The sequence below is a fragment of the Bacillus sp. 3255 genome, assembly GCF_031456485.1.
Taxonomy (GTDB): domain Bacteria; phylum Bacillota; class Bacilli; order Paenibacillales; family NBRC-103111; genus Paenibacillus_E.
In genome coordinates this window covers 243,149-266,620 of record NZ_JAVDUS010000006.1, presented here as the reverse complement: position 1 = coordinate 266,620, position 23,472 = coordinate 243,149, and the positions used below count along the sequence as shown (strand labels likewise).

Sequence of the window (23,472 nt, the reverse complement as noted above, 5' to 3'; positions counted from 1 at the left end):
ACTGTCTGCATCATTAACAGTCCATTGAATAGGGTCCAATCGTGGTGTACCGCTTGCAAATGCTGATTGAACTGTGAAAAACAACGAGCACAAAACTAATATTATGCTTAAGATCCTCCTACGTTTCATCGAATACCCTCCATTTTAATTTTTTTATAGCTGGCCAACTATATGAAAATAATTACATTTTTCCCTTTGAAATAATAGGTAATTCCCTTGAATGTAGGTCTATTACGCAACCAATTGCTAGACCAGGAGAGAAAAATCCCTGCCGGAATCCGGCAGGGATAATTTTGGTTAATTATTCCGTATCGCTGAAGAAAACTTGAGTCTTCGCTTGCTGAGTACCTCCAACGAGGTAAATGGTAAATTGCTTAATATTATTCTTCGACTTATCGGAACCATTGCGTGTGTAAGATAATGTAAAATCTGGATTTACGGATACAACATCCTGTTTAGCCGGATCTAGTTCCGTATATACGATATCCCCAATGAACGCTTGAACGGAAAGCTGATCGTTGATGGAAGTAAACTGATCCTGATTATTTTCTTTTGGACAAGGTGATACGGAACCTGAACATTGGTTGGTAAACGTACCATAACCAGTCGTAACAACTTGAATCTGGCCCATCAGATTAGTCTCCCATAAGTAAACGCCATTCAGAGGATTCGCCGTCCCGCCTGCGCCTTTCAGCGTTTTCGAACTGTTTTTGATCTTCAGTTGATTCGGAACCATGGAGTCAACCCCTGAACCTAAGCTTTGGGTAAGCGACTTCACTCCGGTTGGCGTATCAAAGAATACCGTAAAGTTAAATTTGCCGCTATCCAGACCCATCAGTCTTCCGATGCCTTTTATTTCCTTATAGGCTACAGTCTTTGGATTATCGGAAGTAACAGCCCTAACTTTAACGGTAAGTCCGGTGTCCAAACCTAAGGAGTCCTTTGTTAAAACATTTACATCCTTAGCTAGAGCAGCATAGTTGTTGAACAAATACGTAGCATTCGTAACACTGTCCAGCTTGCCCGAATCGTACAGAATTCTTCCCACAGCTAGAAGATCGCCGGACTTAATATCAAGCGCATAGTTTAAGGTCGGATTCGTCGGATCATCCACATCGACGATAACAGAATCTGAACCAAGTCTTTCTTGAATTTGACCGTTCGTGTCCAAATGAACTAATGTTGCTGTCAGTTTGTAGCTGCCTTTTTGATTAGGAATAGGGCGCAAGGAGATCCCTTTACTACCATTTTTATCGAGTAGACTCGATATATTGGTTAATACAACCGGTGTTGCCTCGCTAAGAGCTGCGGGGCCGGATGTATATACAGCTGCTGTAACTCCGCTAATTCTTTCCAGCTTCATTTCCACTTTATAATCATTGCTGTTTGTATAATAATCAGCGTCGAATTGATCAAATACTTTGAATGCGGCTTTCGTTTTCCCCTCCGGTAAGGTATTAATCACCAAGATGGTCCCTGCAGAGTTGTTCTCATCCATTTTGATAGAACTTGGCTTACGAGCTGGTTGAATCATAATCGGATAAGAAACAGTTTGGTCAAGACCATTAATCCGAATATAAATCGTAGCCGGCCCTGGAGAAGTAACTTCTTTAATACGGATTGATCCAGTTGGATTTAACTTTACATTAACGCCATCGCGAGTAGCTGGGTTCCCTTCCAGAATAATACCTCCGGTTGCGTAAACGGTTATTTTGCCCGCCGATTCCAGCTCTGCAACTTCTTCTCCTTCTAACTCCCGATTGACCGAATCAATCACTTTTAAACTGACTTCTTTATTCAGATCTCCTTCCGTCAGCGGCTCCGTTACGGGTCCAATGACAATGGAATATGGAGATTTAGGCGCGATCACTTTCACTTTCTGTGACACTTGTTCACCGTTGAAAATGAAATTCACGTTGACTTCCTTGTCGCTGTCCAGATCCGGATACGGTGCCAATTGCAATTCCGGAAAGCCATCGTTGTTAAAGTCAACGAAATCGTTCGGAGCGTCTGTTCTAAACACGTTGCCTAGAGCGCCAGTAAAAGTTTTAAGCATTAATCTGTTAAGTATTGTTGAATCAACAATTGGCATATCATACTGGTCATAAGCCTTGAAGGTAAGATACGCTCTTCCTCCGGATTGAAAAACCGTCTGTCCAGCAGGAAGTATCAGATTTCTTTCCGTATCTCCTAAGTCAACTCTCTTCACCTGCGGCATGTCGCCGACCGTAAACGTTTTGCTGACGCTCAGATAACCGCTTCGCTCAAGTAGATTAACCGTAATGGGGCTGTTCGGCGTCAATTCACTCAGATCGAGGATAATGGTATTACTGTTCGCCAAAATGGTCGATGAGACACGCTTATTAGCTCCTACATAAATATTAAGGTTGCTCGCTGCTAATTTCATAGGCTCGCCATACTGGTTAACAGCTTTATATTCGATTAACGCTTTGGACCATGGGAGTATATCTCCTGCCGTTACGATTTCTACCTTCGCCGGACGTTCATTCTCCGGCATGAAAGTCATCGTGCCGTTTGCAACATCTACACCGCTCAGAATGACTTGATACTCAGCGAACTCAAAATTATCCGTCATTTCAAGCTCGGCAGTCGTATTGTCGTCAGACCAATTCGTGATCGGTTCAAGTTTAACCAGCTTGTTGTCGGAATCCAGAAACCCTGCGATCGTCACATTCAGCACAGCCTTATTCGTGTCGACGTCGCGATTCAGCCTTACCGACAATTTATTTTTGCCGATAACCTTCACTTCAGCAATCGATGCCTTCTCTGGCTTGGCCGTAGACGTATGAAGTCTATATGCTTCATAAGCGGCTAACGCTAACGATTGTCTAGTAACATTCGTTGTCCCTTCGAATTTCCCGCCTGTCAGATTGCCCATCAGCTTCTGCTGAAGTGCGTAAGCTACATAGCTTTTGTATTTATCATCGACAGTCGTATCCTTCGATGGCGCAGCCTTCTTAGCCTTCTCGTCAAGGCCAAGCCCCTTGAGGAGCAGCATGGCGAGCTCTTGGCGGGTTACAACACCTTCCGGGTTGTACTTGTTGTCGGCAGTGTCGTATGTCAGTAATGCTGCCTTCAGCGCTTCGATGTAAGCGAGATTAGGATCACCCTGCTTCACATCGTTGAAGCTGGATGATTTTACTTTCGGATCCATCGTCAGCCCCATCGCCAGCACAGCTGCTTTCGACAGTTCGGCGCGTGTGATTGACGTGTTCGCTCCTAATTTGTCTGCTGCCTCGCTTTCGATCGCGCCCATTTTCAGCATGACGTTGATTTTCTTTTTATTGTCTTTGGAGAGTCCCTTTAGATCGCTTAGCAGATCAGCGAAATAAGTATCTGAAGTTACTGTCGGAGAGGCAGCAGGCTTCGATGCGGGTTTCTCGTCTGCTTTCTCATCAGCTTTCTCATCTGCTTTGTCCTCGGCCGGTTTCTCGGTTGCTTTCTCGTCCTCGGCTGATTTGGTTGAAGGCGCTGCCGATGCTTCCGCTTTCGTCTCCGTCGATGACGAAGCGGCTTCTTCTGCATAGGCAAGTGGAGTTAAGCTGGAGAACAGCAACATAAAGGATAAAACGAATGCAAGTTTTTTTCTCAATTCATGCACCTCCCTAAAAGATGTCAACCACAATAAAACGCTTACATTTTATGCGAGTACAGCTATTTCTCCAATCCGATCAGCCCCGCTCTCTTATATTCTTTTTCCTGCATGGACTAACTTTATTACAAAAAACCGAAAATTTTATAGGCTCTTTTGTGCAAGATTATAGGTTATTTTATTCATCGTTGCCCCCTTGTAAGATGGATACGAGGTTTTTGCGTCTTCAGTAATGCTCTCCCGTAAAAATGCCGGATCGGTGCTTCTGCGCTTTACAGCCCAGTCCCGCCGATCCGGCACCCTGTTTTACAACTGAATAAACACTTTCCCAGCTTCCACCTTCACCGGATACGTCTGCAAATCCACGCACGCAGGCACGCGCTTCGCCGCACCGGTAGGAATATCGAACCGCCCGTTATGCTTCGGGCACTCGATCTGCTTGCCCATGACTAAGCCATCGGACAGATGGAACTTACCATGCGTGCAGAAGCCGTCCGATGCATAATAGTCGCCTGCATCCGTGCGATAAATCGCATACGTGCGGTCGCTGTAGTCGAATCGGATCACATCCTCCACTTCCACTTCGTCCGCACCGCAAGCTTCAACCCATACGCCAACACTCATCCCAGTTCGCTCCTCTCGCTGATTTCATGCACCGGTCCGTACCTATACGGGCGAGCCGTTGCAGGCAGCGGTTTCACCACCACATAGGAAGGGTCCAGCTTTTGCTTTTTTAACGCAACGACAACTTCTTTCAGCGCAGCCCACAGACTCGGTCTTGCCGCCGGACAATCCCCTTTCATTTCTTCATGCAGCTTAGGCAGCGCGTGATAGGGAACCATCGGAAACATATGGTGCTCCGTATGATAGTTCATGTTCCAATACAGGAACCGAAAGACGGGATTCATATACACGGTGCGAGTGTTCAACCTGTGGTCAAGTACGTCCTCATAGAGTCCCAGATGCTGCGTAACACCGAACAAGAGAACAACGATACCGCCGTAAAAAGAAGGCAAGAACACAAACATAGCGGGCAGTATGCTTCCTGTGGACAGGCAGGCTGCAACAACAGCTAGAATAATGAGCATGTAAATCCGCGCTTCCAGGAACGTTTTCCGGTGCTGCGATTGAGGAATATATACAGATTCCTGTTCATCCAATCTGCCGAATGTGTGCAGCAGGAAGCGTTTAATTTCGATCGGTCCGCCATACAGATGGAAAATTTGCATAATCAGAATTTTCCAGACCGGCGGACGCTCTGTAATAATTTCCGGGTCGCGCCCGACGATAATCGTGTCCGTATGGTGGCGGGCATGACTCCAGCGCCACGGCGTCGCCGACCGCAGAACTAGGAAGGAGGCTATCTGGTAGACGACCTCGTTCATCCACGGTGTTTTGAAAGCTGTGCCGTGGCCGCACTCGTGCCACCTGGAATCACCTGGCGTCGCATAGAGAATGCCATAGGCCAGGAAGGCAGGAATGGCCCACCACGTGCCCCAGGATAAGTAAGCCAAATAGCCTAGAACAAGAAGGCCAACAAACCAGATCACCGTATCCCGGATTGCGGGACCGTCTTTACGCTTCATCAATTCTTTCATTCGCTGCCGAGGAATCGGACATGTGTACCATTCCGCTTCCGCCAGTCCGCGATCGATGGCCTTTTGATTCTCCGCGCCTGTGATGCTGTAATCCCTTTTTTCCCTTTGTTTCGTTGGTTCCATGCTGGCTGGCATGCCAAGCACCTCCTCTGCCCTTCACCTTTAACCGCCGACCCGCTTCAGCTTGTCGTCAAGGAATCGTTTCGCACGCGGGATATCCGCTTCATCCAGATGCTCGATAATAATCGGGATATTCGGATGCAGCTTGGATAGCTTCTGCAAATAAAGCTCATAATTGAGAATTCCGAGACCTGGCGCAGGCAGCTCGACAGCCCCCGCTCCACGGAACGTATGCGACTCGACGGCATCGATGTCGGCATGCTTCTCCGACAAGTCTTCCGCAGGCTTGCAATCCTTGGCATGGGCAATTTTTATTTTATCGCCGAGCGTGTTGAAGATACGGTTCAGCGTTTCATCGACGTGACCGATGTTGCTGTCCGTGAAGTAATTGGTCGGATCCATGAGCAGCCCGAGTCCCGGATGGTTCACATCAGAAAATAATCGGGTCAGTGCGTCAACAGAACCAATCACATTATTGACGTAGTTCTCCACAAGGAACACCGAACCATGGTCATAAGCGAATTTAGCCAAGTTCTCAATTTGCTTGCAAATCAGCTCGTAAGCTTCCTCCGTGCCGTTCTTAGGATCCCATACCCAGTCGCTCTCCGTGTTGAAAGTCCCCGTCTCGCTGATGACGTAAGGACTTCCCAGGTCGCGGGCGAATTTCAATAACGTTTGCAAACCGAATAGATTCTGCTCCCGCTTCTTCGGGTCGGGGTGAATAATATTCGTATAACCGGAAATACAGACGATCGGCAAATTAGCTTCACGGAAGGCGTCGCGAATAATGTGGCATTTCTCTTTAGTAAGCGACTCGAAGGCAAGGTCCATTCCTTTGAACGATAGATCCAGCTGCACACAGGAAAAGCCATCCCTTTTGATGCGGGAGATGGATTCCTCCAGGGAATACGGATAATACCCATTGAAAATACCGACTGAGATCATAAGACATTTCCTCCTCGAGATTCTAATTTTTTATAGAAATGAATGGCTGACTTCAGAAAATAATACGGTCCGGCCTTCCTCAATGGACTTATAGCAGGCGTCCACCGCCGCCATCGTTCTTAGATTGTCCCTGCCGCTGATTTCCGGCTCGCTATCGGTCTCAACCGCCCGCAGCAGCTGCGCCATCGTGCCTTGGAAGGCATCCGGGAACCAGACCTCATCCCAAGTCGGCCGCAACCACTCGTTCGGAGCCTGTTTGGTCGTGAATGCCAACGTGCTGGGTGATCTCTCCGGATAGAGCGGCCACCCGATCGTTCCCTGCGCCATGCCTTCAAGTCCTTCTACGCGCCATTTGATGTATATATCTTTCTCTGCTCCTTCGCCCGGCCATGCCCAGACGTCATCGAGACTCGTCGCCATCAGCTCGTTCGCATACTGGAACGTATACTGGGTAATGCCGTCCAGATGCGGGAATTTCGTACGTGGATCCTTACGGGTAACAGCGGTAACCTTGTGAGGATCGCCAAACAAATAACGGAACACATCGACATGATGAATGCCCATATTCAAAATCTCAAGCCGCTCATATTTATGCAGGAAGTCCTGCCAATGCGGGATGGCCCGCATTTCTATGGTCGCCAGCACCGGCTGCCCGAGATAACTCCGGTCCAGAATCGCCTTCAACGCACGCATCGACTGATCAAAGCGCATATTGGAATTGACGGCTAGCTTGATGCCCGCTTGCTCGCATAGCTCGACAATTTCGCGGGCTTCGCGGGAATTCATAGCCAGCGGCTTCTGGCATAGTATCCCCTTGATATGCTTCATCTTCACGGCAAGACGCACGACTTCGAGCTGCCGGTCCGGAGGAAAAGCGATGTCCAGAATTTCAATGTCCGGAGCCTGAACGAGCTCCTCCCACGTTCTGTACACTGTTGCAATGCCGCGCAAATCGGCTGCCGCCTTAGCGTTCTCGTAAGTCCGCGAAGCGATCGCCACCGGGTGAAAGCCTGCATCGCGATAGGCCGCGAGATGGCAGTCGCGCATGATGAACCCGGAACCGATGCAGCCAATGCGGAAATCTTTCCTTGCCGGCATTTCCGGCTTGATAGGCAAGTTCAAATCGATGTTACTCATCCGTTATTCCTCCTCACATTATTCGATCCACAAACGATTGGCGAACCGGATCTGTTCACCGGCCCGTATCCCCCGCGCTCCTGTCTGTTCGTGTTCGTAAGGGAGATTGAATGCATCCGTTACATACGTGTAAGGCTCCAGCGAATACGCCTCTGCCCAATCCGGACGAAACAGGACAACATAAGGGAAAAGAGGATCCAATTGATAAACGATCGTACGGCCTCTGTCTTTCATTTCAATACGGCACGTGCGGTCCAGCGCTTGATCAAGCGTGACCAAGGAACAACCTAGCTGCGGATAGTCCTCCAACGTGATGCCCTCGCTCAGCCTACGGCTGAACGCAGTTGCTTCCGGCAGCCCAGTTACGAAAGCTTGATTCGTTACAGGCCATTCCTCAGCCGCAGGCAGGCGAAGAACCATGCTCTCGCCGAAGGGCAGAGCGAAATAGGGATGCAGCCCGAAGGCGAACGGCGCCTCCTCCATGCCTTCATTCTCGATGACACCCTCCTGGTACAGTCTTCCTTCCTTGACCCGGTATGTCATCGTGAACGTCAGCAGATGGGGGAAATAAGCCATAATTTCCGGATGTTCCGCCAAGCGGAACCGGCTGGTCACCCAAGCCCCCTCCTCCTGAGACGCGCCATACCCCGACACCGTCCATGCTTTGGTGCATAATTCACCGTGTAAATGGTGGTCTGGCGGTTCGTTGAGCGGCAGTTTGTATTCACGCCCCTTGAAGGTAAAACGTCCTTGCCGCACCCGGTTAGGCGGAAACAGGATCGGCGTCCCGTATTTGAAAGCGGCGTCCGTGTCTTGATGTAATGCATGCAAGCTGGCAGGCGGCAGAATGATCTCCTGACCGCCGCACACGAATCGAAAGAGATTGCAGCCGATTGCCGGGATCAGCTCCGCGGTGGATTGGCTATCGTCGTCGGTCAACTGAATGACCGAGAAGCCTTCCTTAATTACGGAGCCTGCCCAATAGTTGCTCATATGCGTCCTCCTCCTACCACACCATTTCCTCTTCCAGTCTGCGGTACTGGACGTTCCGAAGCGGCGCTTGCTCATAGATCTTGCGGTTGTTATAGAACGGGTGGTGCGTGCCTTCCGGGCTCAGATGAATAACATCGTCACCGCGCCAGCGGGTAATGAAATCCTGCCCGACCGCCTTCTCGATCGTTTGACGCTCGCTAAGCGGGAAGGTAATGGTAATCTTCTCCCCTTCTTGGACTTGCCCCAGCAGAAGGAAGCGCTGATTCACCCACATGCTCGGATCGCCGCCGGACTGTGTTCGTACGGCATCTCCATGCTCCCGTTGCACGGCAACCTTCGCATAGCCGGCCCACTCCGGAATGCGTACTTGCAGTCTGGGCAGGCTGCGGTGAATGTTCAGCTCGACCCGGCCTTCATGCGGCAGGAAGCTGTTAACGTCCAGCAAGCGGGAACCGCGATTCAGCAGGAAGTTCACGCTGACGGTTTCGTTATGCTGTGTAATCGTATTGCTCCAGCCCATGAACAGTCCCCGTGTTCCCGAGCCGATGCAGCATGTCTGCAGGTCGTTGGTATGTCCCCGGCCTCCGCTCACATTGCAGCAGAAATCGTTGGGAGCGGAATAACCCGCGAAGGCACCGCGTGCGCGTTCCGCCACGTTATAGTAGGATTTCATACCGACATCGTCATTCGATTTATCCGCCGCGTCCGTCACCCAATCCAGGTTCAGCAGCTGCGATTCCGTCAAATGATTGCGCAGGAAGCGCTCGACGACGCCCCAGTATTCCACGTAGCCGCTGCGGGCGAGCGTAATCCCTGTAGAGATGAGGTCGACAAGCGAGCATGTTTCATGTTCGAAGGCTTGCTCATGCATATCTCCCGGTGTCCAGCCGAAGCTCGTGCAGCGTGTCAGCGCCCAATCGTAGCTCTTCTTCACGAAATGGATGATGGAGGCGTCCTGGGTATGCCACGCAAAACGGGCTAGCGCGTCCAGCGTGCCGATGCGCGTATGGAAATGCCCGCTGCGGAATGCCAGTGCATCGTTGAAGCTGCCGTCCGGGTTGAACACGCCGCTGCGATGAATGATGAGCGCGCTGAAGAATTGGCACAGCTCGAACGCGTCCGTGTTCCCCGTCAGCTCGTAATATTTCAGCAGCGGCATGACCAAGCGTCCGCAGAATGCAGCCGGGTCCGGGGCCAGCCGGAGCTGGACCGCATTCGTGGACGGCCAGCCGCCGTCTTTATATTCGGATGCCGGATAGTACCATACGTCCTTCTCCTTCACGGCGATCCGCTTGAGCGCTGCCACGTGTTTATCCGCAACGTGCTTGATCTTGCGGTCGCCAGTCGACATGTACCAGGACGTTAGCGCCAAAATAACGGCCCGCTGGTCGATCATGTTGGCGTTGGTTTCCCAAGGCGCCTTCGGATTCAGCTGCCGGTAGCTGAGCCCGTCTTCCTTGAAAAAGCTTAGGAAATTAGTTCTGTAATGCTCTTCAATGTCGCGCCCGCGCTCGTCGCCGGACATGTGGCGGGCCAAAATGAAGGCGTCGATCAGCCGTCCGTGGCTGGAGCCGTAGTCCCAGTCTCCATGCGTTAAGAACGCAGGCTTCTCCATTAAATTCGCGGCAAAAAAAGGAACATGCCCGAAATCTTCATCGGCCATCCCGATAATGGCGCTAAGCACGTGTCCTGCCCGTTCCTCCAGCAGGAGAGTATCCGGAATTTGAGTTGCAACCTTGCTAATTTGGCTAATCATTGACATTTGCTCCTTCGCTATACTTTGATCGGAGGTACGAGTACAATTTTGCCGTCCTCCACCGTTACCTTCACTTTATTAGCTTCCTTCATTCCAATGGATTCCAAATAACTCGCCGGGATTTGCAGCCGTCCCGCTTGGTCCAGCACCGCATATTCAATATGCGATTCTTCCTCCTGCATATCTTCGATGCCCTGCTCCAGATCGAGGAGTTCCTGCTCATATGACTTGCGTCTCACAATTTCCGAAGACGTCTTCCCGTCCCGGATGGCGACGACGCGGTCCACTTTCTTGGCCAGTGCAGGATCGTGGGTAACAATGACGATCGTGATCCCAAGATCTCTGCACAGCTGGCGGAACAAGTCCAGGATCTGATTCGCCATGTTCGTATCCACCGAACCGGTCGGTTCATCCGCCAGCAGCAGCTTGGGATGATTCGCCAGCGCAATGGCAATCGCCACACGCTGCTGTTCCCCCCCGGATAGTTGATTCAACTTATTGTTTCTCCGGTGGCTGAGCCCGACGGCTTCGAGCAGCTCGAGCGCACGTTCCCGCTTCCTTTTGCCCCGCAGCAGGATCGGCAGCTCCACATTTTCTTGTGCCGTTAAATACGGAATCAGGTTACGCGCGTTGTTCTGCCAGACGAAGCCGACCGATTCGCGTTTGTACTTAACGAGATCTTTCTCCTTCATATTCAGCAAATCTTTGCCGTCGACCGTCAACCGGCCTGCCGACGGACGGTCAAGTCCGCCGAGCATGTTAAGCAGCGTCGATTTGCCGCTCCCGCTGTTGCCGATGATTGCCATCAGCTCGCCGGCCTCAACATGCAGGTCCAGCCCCTGTAAGGCGACTACTTCCAAATCGGCGATTTTGTAGATTTTCACCAAGTTTTCGCAATGTATCATCCTAATCCTCCCCAAGCTTAACGGCCTGATGAATCCGGATTCGCGAAACGATATGTCCCAGCACCGCAAGACCGCATGCAATCATCACGGTGACGATGCCATACAGACGCTCGGTGTCGCGCGGATCGAACGTAACTTGAAACGGCGGCACTTGCGTTCCCGGATCGAACGATAATTCGAAGAGCGGAACGAACAAATGGCTGGCCAAGTTCCCCGTCATAATGCCGATGAAGATCGCGGCACCCGATACCATCACCTGTTCGCCAACCAGCATGACGATAAGCTGCCCGACGGATACGCCCATCGCCCGGAATATCCCGTACTGCAGCGTTCTCGCGGATAACGAGAGCACCCAGTACAAGAGAAATCCGAAAAAGCAGACGACAACCGAAATGATAAAGCCCAAAGTCATGACGCCGTTAATCGCCAGTTGAAAAGGATCCTTGATCGCCTTGATCTGCTCCTGTTTCGCATCGATGACGGCCTCGATCTCATAGCCGTGGTTGCTGACAGCTTCATATACGCTATGACTGCCCGCCTCCGGGGTCAGTTTCATCCATACTTCATAAGGCTCAAGCGCAATATTGTTCTGGATATAAGCCAGGTGCCCGACGATCAGCATCGGCTTCTTCACCTTGGTCGTCGTTCCCGACTTCGTCGTCACCGATACAGTATCTCCCGGTCCCGGATTCGGATTCCAGGACGGCCAGTAATCGATGATGCCGAATACCGTGAACGAAGCCGGCTCGACATTGGACCAACCGGCCGTTATCGTATCTCCTACCTTAACGCCGTATTCATCTGCGATCGATCTGGAGATCAGGATGGCCGAAGGGTTCTTGGCGATCAAGTTCAAATACTCATTGATATGATGATCGAGCAAATTGTCCCTCAGCCACGCCGTTTCTCCGAAATCCTTGGTATCGATGCCCATCAGCTGGACAGTGGCGCTCGTCTTGCCTTTGTTAAAAGAGGCATCCTTGCGAGTGAACACCTTGGCTGCATGCTCGACACCCGGGAATTGGGTGAAGGGCAGGAAGGACGGTTCACTGTATTGAACCCTCGGCGGGGCGGCGGCCGGCGTATCCGTTTCCTCCGTTTCCTCCTCTTCCTCGGATCCTTCGGCGCCGAATAGAATCGCAGGCGGCGCATCGTTCTCCCAATGAATTTGCATGACGATATCGGCGCCTGAGGCATAATGGATTTTATCCGTCGTATTCTGATTGATCGTACGTGTGGCGCTGGCGCTGAAGAGCCCGGTAGCGATCGTGATGATCAGGAAGACCATGATGAACTGGTACTGAATAATCGAACGGCTCACCTGAATTAACGTGGAGTACACGGTTGGCGGCCACCATTTCTGCCCTGCCCGGTACAGCAGCTTCATGAACAAGGGATACAGCCGCAGCACGAGCAACCCGAGCCCGAGGATGAACATCGCCGGAATGAGGAACAACAGCGGGTCTACGCGCAAATCCGCCGATTTCAAGCCGAGCGAAAGAATATCCTTGACTCTTGTCTTATAGTTTTGCAAGCCGTACAGTGCAATGCCGATAATGGCGATATCGAGATAAAATTTATGCCAGAAGGACAGCTTCTGCAGTCTCGCCGACTGCTGCTTGTGGCCTACGATTGTTACGCGCGTTGCAAGGATAACGGGAATCAGCGTCATGACCAGCGAGGCTGCAATCGCGGTCAGCGCATACAGATAAGCATCTTCGCTGAGCTTGGTTTCCAGCTTGGCGCGCTGTACGAATTCCAGAAATCCGCTTGAGGCGCCTAACAATTTGGTTAGTGTGGCGCCAAGGTACGGTCCGACCGCCAAGGCAATTCCCCCGAGCACCAACCCTTCGACCGCATAGCTTAAAACGATTTGCAGACGGCTGGCTCCCCGGCTGCGCAGCACGGCGATTTCCGTCTTCTGCCGCTCTGTGATCAAGTTAGCTACCATGAACAAGTAGAAAGCGAGCATCAGCATGACGGGCACATTGAGCGACCAGAGCATTTTCCGCAAATTCGACTCTTTTACGTAATAGTTGCTAAGCGTTTGCAACGCCGGTACATTCTTATTGTGAGATTCATAATGGGCATCCATGAACGTGCCGATGGCATAGTCGTTATACAGAAACTCGTCGGCCGAGGCCAGCGTCAACAGCTTATAATCGAGCGCCAAATACCAATAACTCGATTGCACGTTCAACTTGCCGCCTTCGGTGAAATCCTTCTCGAACAACTGAAAATCGATCAGGAAGCTGTTCTTGTAGCTGCTCGTATTGTTGTACCAATAAATGTCGGAGTAATCCTTGCGGTCGAACACGCCGACGGGTTTGATCGACACGGGCTGCGGCAAGCTGGCGTCATTGATGACGAACACCGTATTCAGCACCATGCCGAGTTCGGTAAGCGCCTCCGGCGCAACAAGCGCTTCATAGACGCCGTCCACCGCTTCTTTCGCCGGAAGGCGCCCATCCACGAGACGCATGTGGCTTTCCATCCCGTCGATCGCCGATATATCCGCCGATCTTTGGATATGAGTATCGATTCTGTCAGGCTCTGCCGGCACCAGATTGTACCGCTGAGTCGCTCTCTCGCTGACAAAGTTTTGGGCGGGAATGCCGAACCTGTTCTGCCGTTCCTTCAGATATTGTTCCGTCTCCTTGATGTTAACAGGCTTCGTCTGTTTGTCCTGCTCGCCCAATGCAGCCGATATCCAGAAAATCCCCGGATATTGATTGCTGTTCAACTGCAGCTGCTGCATCTCCTGGATCAACATTCTTTGCAAAATGGCACTCGTATAAATCGGCATGCTGCTCGCCAAAGCGACGGACAGCACGAGTCCGAACAACAGGCTAAGCTCAAGCCATTTATTATTGATCATTTTGCGCAAGATCATGATAAATAACGCCAATGTCTTAGCCTCCTAATTGATAGTATGGGCCCCCGCAAAGTAATCGGAATCATCTCCGGAGCTTGGCGTCACTTTGTGGGGCTACATAGGGATCTTTGGGCGGAGCCCATAGTCTCTCGTTAATTGTTCAGAATAATTTGCTGTCCTTCACTTAGGCCTTTCCGTATTTCCACTTCCGTCGCTGCGACGATCCCCTTCTCGACATCCACCTCTTTGCGGCTCTCGCCATCCAGCACCTGCACATAATCGCGCCCCATGTAGTTGCGCAGACCCGCTCTCGGAATGATGATCACGTCATCCCGTTTCTGGGTGACGATGGTAATGTCGGCTTGGGCGCCGATCGTAACGCCCTCCGGCAAAGTATCCACTTGTATGAATATCGCTTTGGCGTTCTTGTCCTGGATCGCCTTATTGCTGTTCGGCGGTGCGGACAGAGGCGTTTGCACGACTTTCCCGGTAAAAGACTTATCCTTGATTTTGATGGCTACATCCATCCCGACTTCGACCCCGCCGAGATCGTTCTGGCTGGCTGCCGTATAGACCAGCTTCATCTGCTTCGGATCGGACAGCGTGATCAGCTGTTTATAAGCCGCCACTTGATCGCCGGGCTGAATCGTATCGATGAACGTAACAATCCCGTTAATCGTCGACGTCAGCCGCGAATTTTGCAGCTGGTCCTGCAGCGCTTTCAATTGAAGCTGGGCGCTTTCCATATCCAACAGCTTCAACCGGATATCGGGATCATCGGCATCCTTCTCGGCCATGGCCTGCTGCAGCGTTATTTTAAGCTTCTCGATGGAAATTTGCTGAAGCTTGATTTTCATATCCAGGTCGCTCGTTTCCGTCGTAGCCAGCACATCGCCGGCTTTCACCAGATCGCCTAATTTCACATTGATTTGTCTTAGACGCGCGCCAGATTCCGAGTAGAACAAATAATCCATTTTGTCCGAAGCAAAGGTGGCCACACCGGTAATTTGCTGCGAAACATTGCCGCGTTTCACGGCGTACAAACTCAATGTCTCCTTGGCAGGCTCGACAAGCGGCGGTTTCAGTTCCTCTTCCTCGACCGGCAGCAGCGAGCACCCGCTCAGCATCCAGGCCATGCAGCATGCGCCGATCATCGGCATTAAGATTCGCTTAAGTCGCATCGACAATTTGTCCATCCTCCAATGCATAAACATGATCGGCATAGCTCATAATGGCCGGATCATGCGTTGTAAGAATTATCGTCATCCCCTCGTTATGTACGAGATCCCTGAACACTCGCATCACCTGCGCTCCCATCTTGCTGTCCAGCTCCGCTGTCGGCTCATCGGCCAGAATCAGCGCGGGCTTGTGGGCAATCGCGCGGGCAATCGCCACACGCTGCTGCTCGCCTCCCGACATTTCAAACGGTCTGTGCTTCATCCTCGCCTTCAGGCCCACATACTCCAATGCACTTTCGGCATACGACTTGAAATGAGCGGATTTGATGCCGGCTATGCGCAAGCCGAATTCCACATTCTCGTAAGCCGTCATCAATGGAACGAGACCGAACGATTGGAAAATAAGCCCCATGTCTTTCCGTCTTACAGCGTTGCGCCTCTTTTCCGAAAACGAGCTGATCTCGTCGCCGTTGAAGAACACATGTCCCTCCGTCGGCCGATCCAGCGCTCCTAGAATGTTAATCAAAGTCGTTTTCCCGGACCCCGATCGTCCTCTCAGTGCAATGAGCCGCTTGGCCGGTATGCTGAAGCTAGCTCCGCGCAGCGCGTGAACGGCGGAGGAGCCCCGTCCGAACACTCTTGTCACACCATCCGCCTGAATAAGGGGCAGGGTACCGGGTTGTTGCTGTGCATGCATGGCAGTTCACGCTCCTGTGTCGGCAATTTACGGTTAGTCAAAGAACTCCAGTTCGCAAACTGGAGTTCCATTTGTAGTTCCAAAGGCGTTAGCCGTTTTGCAGTGTGAACAAAACAAGATTATCGAGCAGCTTCCAAGTGTCAGATGTTGCGTTCTCATAATTGCCTGCGAAGGAGAAGAACGATAGGCGCGCTTTCACTTCATAGCCATTATCTGCGTGCGTACCTTTGTTGTAATAGAAGATCGTTGCTAATTTGGGTTTGCCAGGGATCGTTGCTACGATCGTTGCCTCCTTACCTGGAATTCCGTAAGCAATTGCAGTTTTCGGATCTGTTTTCAACAGCAGGTCCACATCTCCGGAAAGTCCAGCCGCTGCTTTGTCTTTCGGCTCAACAATTGTCGTTGATTTGATGTTGTATTCGTTCGTGCTTTCCTCTTGGGAAGAAAGGCCGAGATAGTACATGCCATGGTTTTTCAAGTAAACCGTCGGAATCGCGACATCTTTCAGCATGCCGGAACGTAAATATTTGGAGTTTAGCGTGTTGCTGACGAATAGCAAATCATAGCCTTCTGTTTTCTCAACCGTCAATTTATCACAGTTGATCCACGTTACTTTGAAGCCAAGATCCTTCAGACGCTTAATAATTTCTTCATCATCTGGAGTATCTTTCAACTGTGACATTTGGGAGCTTTGACGCGTTACGAAAAGAAGCTTCTTGCCTTCAGCGGAAATTTCGCCTGCAGGCGCTGTTGGTTCTTTGCCAGGGTCTGGCTCTGTAGCGGGTACTTCAGGCGTTACGGGCTCGTTGCCAGCGAGGATTTCCTTCGCCGCATAGCTTGCCAGTGCCAGCATTTTGCGGGTAGCGGAAGCTTTCCCGTTGAATTTGCCCTTGGACACATTGGTCAGCAAGTTTTTCTCAAGCGCTACGGCCACATAGCCTTTCGCCCAATCGTCTACCGAAGAGTCGGCAACAGGCTCAGCCGCTGTGGCTTCATCTTCCAGACCAAGTCCACGGATAAGGAATGCCGCCAATTCTTGGCGGGAAACATCTCCAGCCGGTTTGTAGGTTTTGCCTTCGGCATCATAGCCGTTCGTCAAACCTGCGGCTTTCAACGCTTCGATGTAAGGAAGTGCATAAGAGTTAGCCGCATCATCGATGCTCACATCGGAGAAAGAAGAGGTCGTCAGCGATGCATCTGTTTCCAAGTTGAAAATGATAGCAGCTACTTTCGCAAACTGTGCGCGGTTCATGCGTGCATCCAGCCCGAACGTATCTTCCGTCAACCCGTTGAAAACACCGTCTTCAATAAGGGCTGCGAACTTATCCTTTTCTTCTTGCGGCAAATTTTTCAAATCTTTGAAATCGTCGACGCTTTTGACGGCTGCCGCCGGCTCATCCGCTTCTGCTGCCCAGGCAAACGGCAATACCGTTAAGGACAAGATGAGGATGGATAGGAGCGAGAATACAAATTTCTTCACCTGAATCACCTTCCTAAGTTAGAGTTGGCCAAACATATAGTAAATTGCTTACTACTTGTTGGAAGTTGCTGCTTGATCGATCGTGGATTTAGCGGCCTTCACCGTTTCAATCGACTTCGTGGCCGCTTCCTGCACCATGCGCAGTGCGGTCACCGAGTCCTTGGATTCCTTGAAAATTAACGGCTGGAAGACCCCTTGAACGGGAACGTCGTACCATACCAAGCCTTGATTACGGGCTCCCGGCGGCATCGCATTTTGACTGGCAAAGATCGAAGCCACATTCTTGCCCTGTACTTGCGGCAAGTTTTTCCCGAAGGCAGCCTTCACCGCATCCGTTTGCAGCGGACCGATAACGCCTTCCTTGGCAAGCTCGATCTGATGTTCTTCGGAGAGAAGCGCGTCCATGACCTGGAACGCCAAATCCTTTTTCTTCGACTGCTTCGTAATGTACATGGAGTACAAGTTCGGCTGATACTTCGTGTTCGGAGCATCGCTTAACGAAGGTACGGATGCAATGTCAAAGTTTAGATTCTTGTTCTCCTCATAAAACTTGACCAGATGGTCGCTCACCGTAGCTACCGCCATGGCGATACTCGGCTTCGAAGCGAACGTTTCCACCGTATCGAATTGATTGGCCGGGATTTCATAGAATCTTCTCATATTGTCAACGAGCTTCTTCCAACCAGGGTCGCTCATATCGCCTTTATCCTCGGTTTTGCTCAGAGGAGACAGCGACAGCTGATTGAAGTTCAAATAATGGCCGGGATTTTGCGAGAAGCCTTTATACGTAATATCTCCTTCTACGCGCGTCAGCTTCTTGGCCATTTCGTAAATCTCATCGTACGTCATGCCGTCCTTCGGATAATCGACTCCGAACTTATCGAAAATATCTTTGTTATAGAACAAAGCAAAATCGTTATTGAAGAAAGGCAGCCCGTATATTTTCCCTTCCGGCGTCAAATTTTTCATTTGCGCCATGAAGGCCGGGTTCAATTTGCTCGTGTCGAAGTTATACTTCTTGATCAGCTCGCTAATATCGTATTGCAGATCGTTATCAATCAAATAGCGCTGAACATTCATTCTGGTATCGTCCATGATGATGTCCGGAATCGTACCGGCTGCGATCAAGTCTTTATACTGCCTGCCGGGATTGTCCCAGTGAACATGCTTAATGGTAATATTGGGAAATTTCTTTTTGATATAGTCGCCAATTTGCTTTTGGAAAATTTCCTCTTTGACGTAATACGCCGGCCATACGGTATAAATGAACAATTCGTTCTCAGGTGACGATTGTGCTTGCGGCGAATTAGGAGCACCTGTGCCGCTTGGACTCGGAGCGGCCTCGTCTGTGCATCCCGCCGCCAAAGTCAGCGTAAGGGCAAGCGCGAAGCTCGCTTTTAACATCTTCATTCGGTTTTATGCCTCCTTCAATGCCACTACGTTCGAATCATATTACCCGTTTTGCAAGGTCCACAAGACAAGGTTATCCCACAGCTTCCAGCCCGCATCCGTGGAAACGTCCTGCATGCCGTTACTCCAATAGTAGTACGATACGCGCGATTTTACGGCAAATCCGTTATCGGCTTTCGTGCCTTTATCGTAGTAATAAACGGTTGCTTTCGTTTTATCTCCAGGAAGTGTCGCAATGACCTTTGCTTCTTTACCTGGAACACCGTAGCTGACGCCGTAATTATCGCCAACTTCTGTATAGACATCTACAGTGCCGGATAATCCGCCGGCAATCTTCGACTTGCTGTCGACGATTTCGATCGCTTTCGCTTTCTTCACCGTCGTTCCTTCCTCTTGGGAAGACAAGCCGAGATAGAACATGCCATGGCTCTTCACATAAAACGTAGGAATTGGAACTTCTTTCATGACGCCTGTCTTCAGGAACTTGGAATTCGTCGTTTGACTGATATAGATCAAGTCGAAACCTTTCGTCGCTTCAACCGTCAGCTCGCGGTCGGGCAAATGGCTAACGCTGAAGCCCATCCCCTTCAAGCGGGATGCAATCGCCGTGTCCTCTACAGGAAGAGGATCGGAATCACGGCCGACGATCAGCACCTTCTTCCCTTGCGGCGAAATCTCCGCTGCCGGAGCCGGTTCAGCCGGGCTGGCGGACGGCGCAGGCGCGGCAGCTTGCGTCTGAGCGGGAGCTGCCGTCGGCTTCGCTGTTGCAGCTGGAGCCGAACTTGCCGGTGCCGGGCTGGCGGTTTTCGCAGCTTCCGTCGTTGCCGCCGGCGTAGCTGAAGCCTCAGCCGACGGAGAGGCGGAAGGTGAAGCGCTTGCAGCAGGAGTCTCGGAAGCTTTGACATCCGCCGTAGCGGTTGCTGTCGCAGACGGCGTCACGCTGGGCGCCGGCGTTGCGGAAACAGTCGGATTAGCAGCTTGCTCCGACGATGAACACGCAATCATCGTGATGGTCATGAACACCACCATCAGCATGGTTAGAAAACGTTTCATAATGGATCCCTCCCTTTTCAAAGCGGAATGAAGGGCCCCCCACACTCAGTATGGAGGAGCCATCCGCATGCCTTATTGTGCAGCTTTCTCAGTTTGAATCGCTTTGGTCGAAGATTCTTCAATCATGCGCAGTGCCGTTACGGAATCTTTGGACTCTCCGAAGATCAGAGGCTGGAACACGCCGTGTACCGGTACGTCGATGTAAGTCAAGCCTGCAGCCCGAGCAGCCGGCGGCATTGCGTTCTTGCCGTAGAAGATCGCTTCCGTGTGCTTGCCCTGCATCTGCGGCAGGTTCTTACCGAACGCTTCCTGTACTTTAGGCGTTTGCAGCGGTCCGATAATCCCTTCCTTAGCGAAGTTGATTTGCATTTCTTCCGACAGCAGGTACTGAATGACTTGGAACGCTTGATCTTTCTTCGTCGATTGCTTGGAAATATAAGCGGAGTACAAGTTCGGCTGCGCTTTCACGCCCGGAGCATCCGAGAACGACGGCATCGCTGCGATATCGAAGTTCAAGTTTTTGTTCTGCTCATACCACTGTACGATCTTCTCCGTCACGTGAACGCTCATGGCCATATTCCCTTTCGGGAAATCATCGACCGAAGTGAATTGGTTAGCCGGTATTTCATAGAAACGTCTCAAATTGTCAACTTGCTTTTTCCAAGCCGGCGTATTCAGCTCCGCCTTATCTTCCGTCAAGCTCAAAGGAGAGAGCGAAAGCTGGTTATAAGTCATATATAGGCCCGGATGCTGCTGGTAGCCTTTGTACGTCTTCTCGCCTTCTACGCGAGTTAGCTTTTTGGCCAGTTCATACACTTCATCATAGGTCATTCCATCCTTCGGATAGTCGACGCCGAATTTATCGAAAATATCTTTGTTGTAGAACAAGACGAAATCGCTTAATTGGAAAGGCAAGCCATAAATTTTTCCTTCCGGCGTCACATTTTTCATTTGCTGCATCGCCGCAGGATTCAATGTACTTGTGTCGAAGTTGTATTTCTTGATCAATTCTGTCATGTCGTACTGCAGATCGTTCTTCAAAATGTTACGCTGCAGATTCATCCGCGCGTTGTCGATAATAATGTCCGGAATCGTTCCGGCGGCAATCAGATCTTTATACTGCCGGCCCGGGTTATCCCACTGAACGTGCTTGAACGTAAGGTCCGGGAATTTCTTCTTGAGGTATTGTCCGACCTGCTTCTCCCAGATGTCTTCTTTCGCATAGAATGCAGGATATACGGTATAAATGAAAATTTCGTTATCCGGCGCTTTGGCTGAGGCAACGGGCTGCGTATCGGTCGATGCGGTTTCAGGCTCAGACGTACAACCTGTCACGATGGCAAAGGCCGTGGTGATCATTAAAGTGGCTTTTAGGACCTTCTTCATTTCTCTATGAACCTCCCAATCAAAATTTCAATTATTGTATGCTTTTACTTTATTACGAAATGATTACGTTTACATTAGGGGAGATCTCCAACATTATAGGTTGTTTGTTGCATCTTTCCCCCCTCATTTTTGGTCGGATGCCCAGCCAAGGGCTTCATCAAGCAGTTTCCACCCATTGTCGTTGCGGTTAATCTCTTCCCCGCCGGTTAAGTTGAAGAACATCCGTCTGGCCGGCAGAGGCTCCCCTCTCATATCTTTCTCGCCCTTCTCGAAATAGCATATGACCGCCCGCTTCTCGTTATCAGGCGCTGAAGCGACAATGTGGCCACCTTGCGGCACGACGTAGCTGATCTTGGCTTCTTCCTTGTAAATGTCCACAGTGCCGGACAATCCGGCGGCAAGCTGGTGCTTGCTGTCCTTGATGGCGATGCCCCGAGCGGAATATTCGCCGTAATCCGAATCGTCTTTGCTGGCAAGAGCGACTTGCCCCAATATTTTACCGTTCGCATAAATAACGGTCACAGGCGCGGTCAATAATTTATCAGCCACGCGATGAGAGCCGGCGAATGAGCTGACATAGACGACTCCGTAGTTTTTGGCCATTTCCGGGGTAAGCTCTTTGTCGGCCGTCAATGTCACCTCATAGCCTATTTCCCGCATATGCTTCATCACAATGCGGTCGTTCGCGCTGTCCGTTCCTACATACAGCGCTTTCTTAGCCATGCCGGAAGCTTTCTGCGTTTCCGTTGAACAAGCGGCTGCCGTTAGCATCAATACGACGAGGATCAAGCAGGAAATAAAACGTTTCAACACGTCCGCCTCCTTCTCCAGTTCAGCTATTAGCTCTTTCCTTGCGCCCAGTTAACGGCAGCATCGAACAGCTTCCAGCCGTCTTCGGTTTGATTGATCTCTTCTCCGTTCATCAAATAGAAAAACACCTCGCGCGCAGCGACCGGCTTCCCTTTGAGATTCGTCACGCCTTTCTCATAAGCGACGAAGGTCGCCTTCATCTCATCGTTCGGCACGGTAGCGATCACGATTGCGTCTTTGCCTGGTGTTACCCAGCCCATCTTCCCGTTATCTTTGTAGACGTCCACGTTGTTTTGCAGACCGGCTGCGAGCGCATGCTCGCTGTTGCGGATCTGAATCGTCTTAGCGGCATTGCCGTTCTCGAGCTGGCCGTTCATATCCGGATCGCTCATGCCGATGTCAGCGGATACTTGCGGCTCGTCATAGATGACAGGCACGGGGGTCGCCACGAATTTGTCCTTGATTTTCCCCGAGTTGACCGATTCACTGACATAAATGAGCGAGAAGCCGTTCGCTTTCTCGGTGGTTACTTCCTTGTCGGATACGATGGTTACATTCATCCCGTGCTTTTCTTTCAAACGCTTAATGACAATGCCGTCTCCGCCCCCTTCTTGGCCGATGAAGAGCACGCTCTTCCCGTTGCTTTGCGTTTTGGCTGCATTCGTGGAAGAGGGCTGATTCGATACGTTTGCCTGCTGAGTCGGGACCGAGCTGCATGCGGATAATGCCAATACCATACAAGCCATGACGGCGGCGCTTAATTTTTTCATGAACAAATTCCTCCCAGTCAAGGTTATCCCTGATTATTTTGAACCGTTCTTGGCAGCCCACTCGATGGCTGCATCCAACAACTTGAAGCCGTCATCCGTTTGATTCATTTCTTCCCCAGCGGACAAATAGAAGAATACTTGACGTGCCGGCACCGGCTCGTTGCCCAAGTTTTTCACGCCTTTCTCATAGCCGAACACGACGGCCTTTTTGTCATCCCCTGGCACAGTTGCAATCGTCGTAGCTTCTTTGCCGGGCAGAGCGTAACCGATTTTCCCTTCGTTTTTGTAAACCGCCACCTGATCCTTCAGACCCGCAGCGAGCGGATGCTTGCTGTCTTTAATCTGCACCGTTTTGGCCGCGCTGAGCTCGTTATAATCCAGCAGACCCGTTAGCTGAGAAATGCCGGCTACCTGCGGCTTGGCATAAACGACAGGCACAGCCGATTGCTTCAGTTGGGCATCGATCCGGGAAGAATTGACCGTAGGGCTGACATAGACGACGTTATACCCCTTCACATTCTCCGATTTGAAAACGTTATCCGCCATGTCGATGACGGTATAGCCCTTTTTCTCAAAATGCTTCACGACATAGGGATCGTTCGTTCCTTCCCCCCGCTTGAGATAGAGCATCTTGATCGGGCCGGCCGGCGCGCTTGCCGACTCCGCCTTGGAGCACGCCGCTACGGTGACAACCGTAGCGCCGATTAAGCATAATGCGATAAAACGTTTCATTTTTCTTGTACCTC

18 protein-coding genes are annotated in these 23,472 nt (G+C 51.0%); all 18 read right to left on the bottom strand.

Annotation, left to right across the window (positions count from 1 at the left end; all coding sequences use genetic code 11):
* Positions 1-301: 301 nt before the first annotated feature.
* Positions 302-3,613 (bottom strand): cell envelope integrity protein TolA, encoded by a 3,312-nt coding sequence (locus J2X61_RS11775; RefSeq protein WP_310187922.1) that lies wholly within the window; start codon positions 3,611-3,613, stop codon positions 302-304.
* 306 nt (positions 3,614-3,919) lie between these two features.
* Positions 3,920-4,237, bottom strand: coding sequence for a MocE family 2Fe-2S type ferredoxin (locus tag J2X61_RS11770; protein ID WP_274469910.1), 318 nt, complete (start codon positions 4,235-4,237; stop codon positions 3,920-3,922).
* The gene (locus J2X61_RS11765; protein ID WP_310187919.1) at positions 4,234-5,346 is read right to left on the bottom strand and encodes a fatty acid desaturase family protein; all 1,113 of its coding nucleotides are present in this window, start codon (positions 5,344-5,346) and stop codon (positions 4,234-4,236) included. The genes J2X61_RS11770 and J2X61_RS11765 overlap by 4 nt, the downstream gene beginning before the upstream one ends.
* Positions 5,347-5,373: 27 nt before the next feature.
* Positions 5,374-6,276 carry a sugar phosphate isomerase/epimerase family protein gene (locus J2X61_RS11760; RefSeq protein ID WP_310187917.1) on the bottom strand — a complete coding sequence of 301 codons (903 nt, stop codon included), beginning with the start codon at positions 6,274-6,276 and terminating at the stop codon, positions 5,374-5,376.
* Between the two features lie 30 nt (positions 6,277-6,306).
* Positions 6,307-7,413, bottom strand: a complete 1,107-nt coding sequence (locus J2X61_RS11755; RefSeq protein ID WP_310187915.1) for a Gfo/Idh/MocA family protein — start codon at positions 7,411-7,413, stop codon at positions 6,307-6,309.
* 18 nt (positions 7,414-7,431) lie between these two features.
* The gene (locus tag J2X61_RS11750; protein WP_310187913.1) at positions 7,432-8,406 is read right to left on the bottom strand and encodes an aldose 1-epimerase; all 975 of its coding nucleotides are present in this window, start codon (positions 8,404-8,406) and stop codon (positions 7,432-7,434) included.
* A gap of 13 nt (positions 8,407-8,419) precedes the next feature.
* Positions 8,420-10,162, bottom strand: a complete 1,743-nt coding sequence (locus J2X61_RS11745) for a glycoside hydrolase family protein (RefSeq protein WP_310187911.1) — start codon at positions 10,160-10,162, stop codon at positions 8,420-8,422.
* 17 nt (positions 10,163-10,179) lie between these two features.
* The gene (locus J2X61_RS11740; RefSeq protein ID WP_274469916.1) at positions 10,180-11,067 is read right to left on the bottom strand and encodes an ABC transporter ATP-binding protein; all 888 of its coding nucleotides are present in this window, start codon (positions 11,065-11,067) and stop codon (positions 10,180-10,182) included.
* A 1-nt stretch (position 11,068) separates the two neighbouring features.
* A complete protein-coding gene (locus tag J2X61_RS11735; protein ID WP_310187908.1) occupies positions 11,069-13,975 on the bottom strand; it encodes an ABC transporter permease in 2,907 nt (968 codons plus the stop codon).
* A gap of 119 nt (positions 13,976-14,094) precedes the next feature.
* Positions 14,095-15,123, bottom strand: coding sequence for an efflux RND transporter periplasmic adaptor subunit (locus J2X61_RS11730; protein ID WP_310188072.1), 1,029 nt, complete (start codon positions 15,121-15,123; stop codon positions 14,095-14,097).
* Positions 15,113-15,817 carry an ABC transporter ATP-binding protein gene (locus tag J2X61_RS11725; protein ID WP_274469918.1) on the bottom strand — a complete coding sequence of 235 codons (705 nt, stop codon included), beginning with the start codon at positions 15,815-15,817 and terminating at the stop codon, positions 15,113-15,115. Before J2X61_RS11725 ends, J2X61_RS11730 begins: the two co-directional genes overlap by 11 nt.
* A gap of 88 nt (positions 15,818-15,905) precedes the next feature.
* Positions 15,906-17,297, bottom strand: a complete 1,392-nt coding sequence (locus tag J2X61_RS11720; protein WP_274469919.1) for an S-layer homology domain-containing protein — start codon at positions 17,295-17,297, stop codon at positions 15,906-15,908.
* Positions 17,298-17,348: 51 nt separating this feature from the next.
* Positions 17,349-18,707, bottom strand: a complete 1,359-nt coding sequence (locus tag J2X61_RS11715; RefSeq protein WP_274469920.1) for an ABC transporter substrate-binding protein — start codon at positions 18,705-18,707, stop codon at positions 17,349-17,351.
* A gap of 42 nt (positions 18,708-18,749) precedes the next feature.
* Positions 18,750-19,760, bottom strand: coding sequence for a hypothetical protein (locus tag J2X61_RS11710; protein ID WP_310187903.1), 1,011 nt, complete (start codon positions 19,758-19,760; stop codon positions 18,750-18,752).
* Positions 19,761-19,832: 72 nt separating this feature from the next.
* Entirely contained in the window at positions 19,833-21,146 is a 1,314-nt protein-coding gene (locus J2X61_RS11705) for an ABC transporter substrate-binding protein (RefSeq protein WP_274469922.1), read from the bottom strand.
* A gap of 123 nt (positions 21,147-21,269) precedes the next feature.
* Positions 21,270-21,956: a hypothetical protein gene (locus tag J2X61_RS11700; protein ID WP_310187900.1), complete on the bottom strand. Its 687-nt coding sequence runs from the start codon at positions 21,954-21,956 to the stop codon at positions 21,270-21,272.
* Between the two features lie 29 nt (positions 21,957-21,985).
* Positions 21,986-22,726 carry a hypothetical protein gene (locus J2X61_RS11695; protein WP_310187897.1) on the bottom strand — a complete coding sequence of 247 codons (741 nt, stop codon included), beginning with the start codon at positions 22,724-22,726 and terminating at the stop codon, positions 21,986-21,988.
* A 33-nt stretch (positions 22,727-22,759) separates the two neighbouring features.
* Positions 22,760-23,458 carry a hypothetical protein gene (locus J2X61_RS11690; RefSeq protein ID WP_274469925.1) on the bottom strand — a complete coding sequence of 233 codons (699 nt, stop codon included), beginning with the start codon at positions 23,456-23,458 and terminating at the stop codon, positions 22,760-22,762.
* Positions 23,459-23,472: the final 14 nt, after the last annotated feature.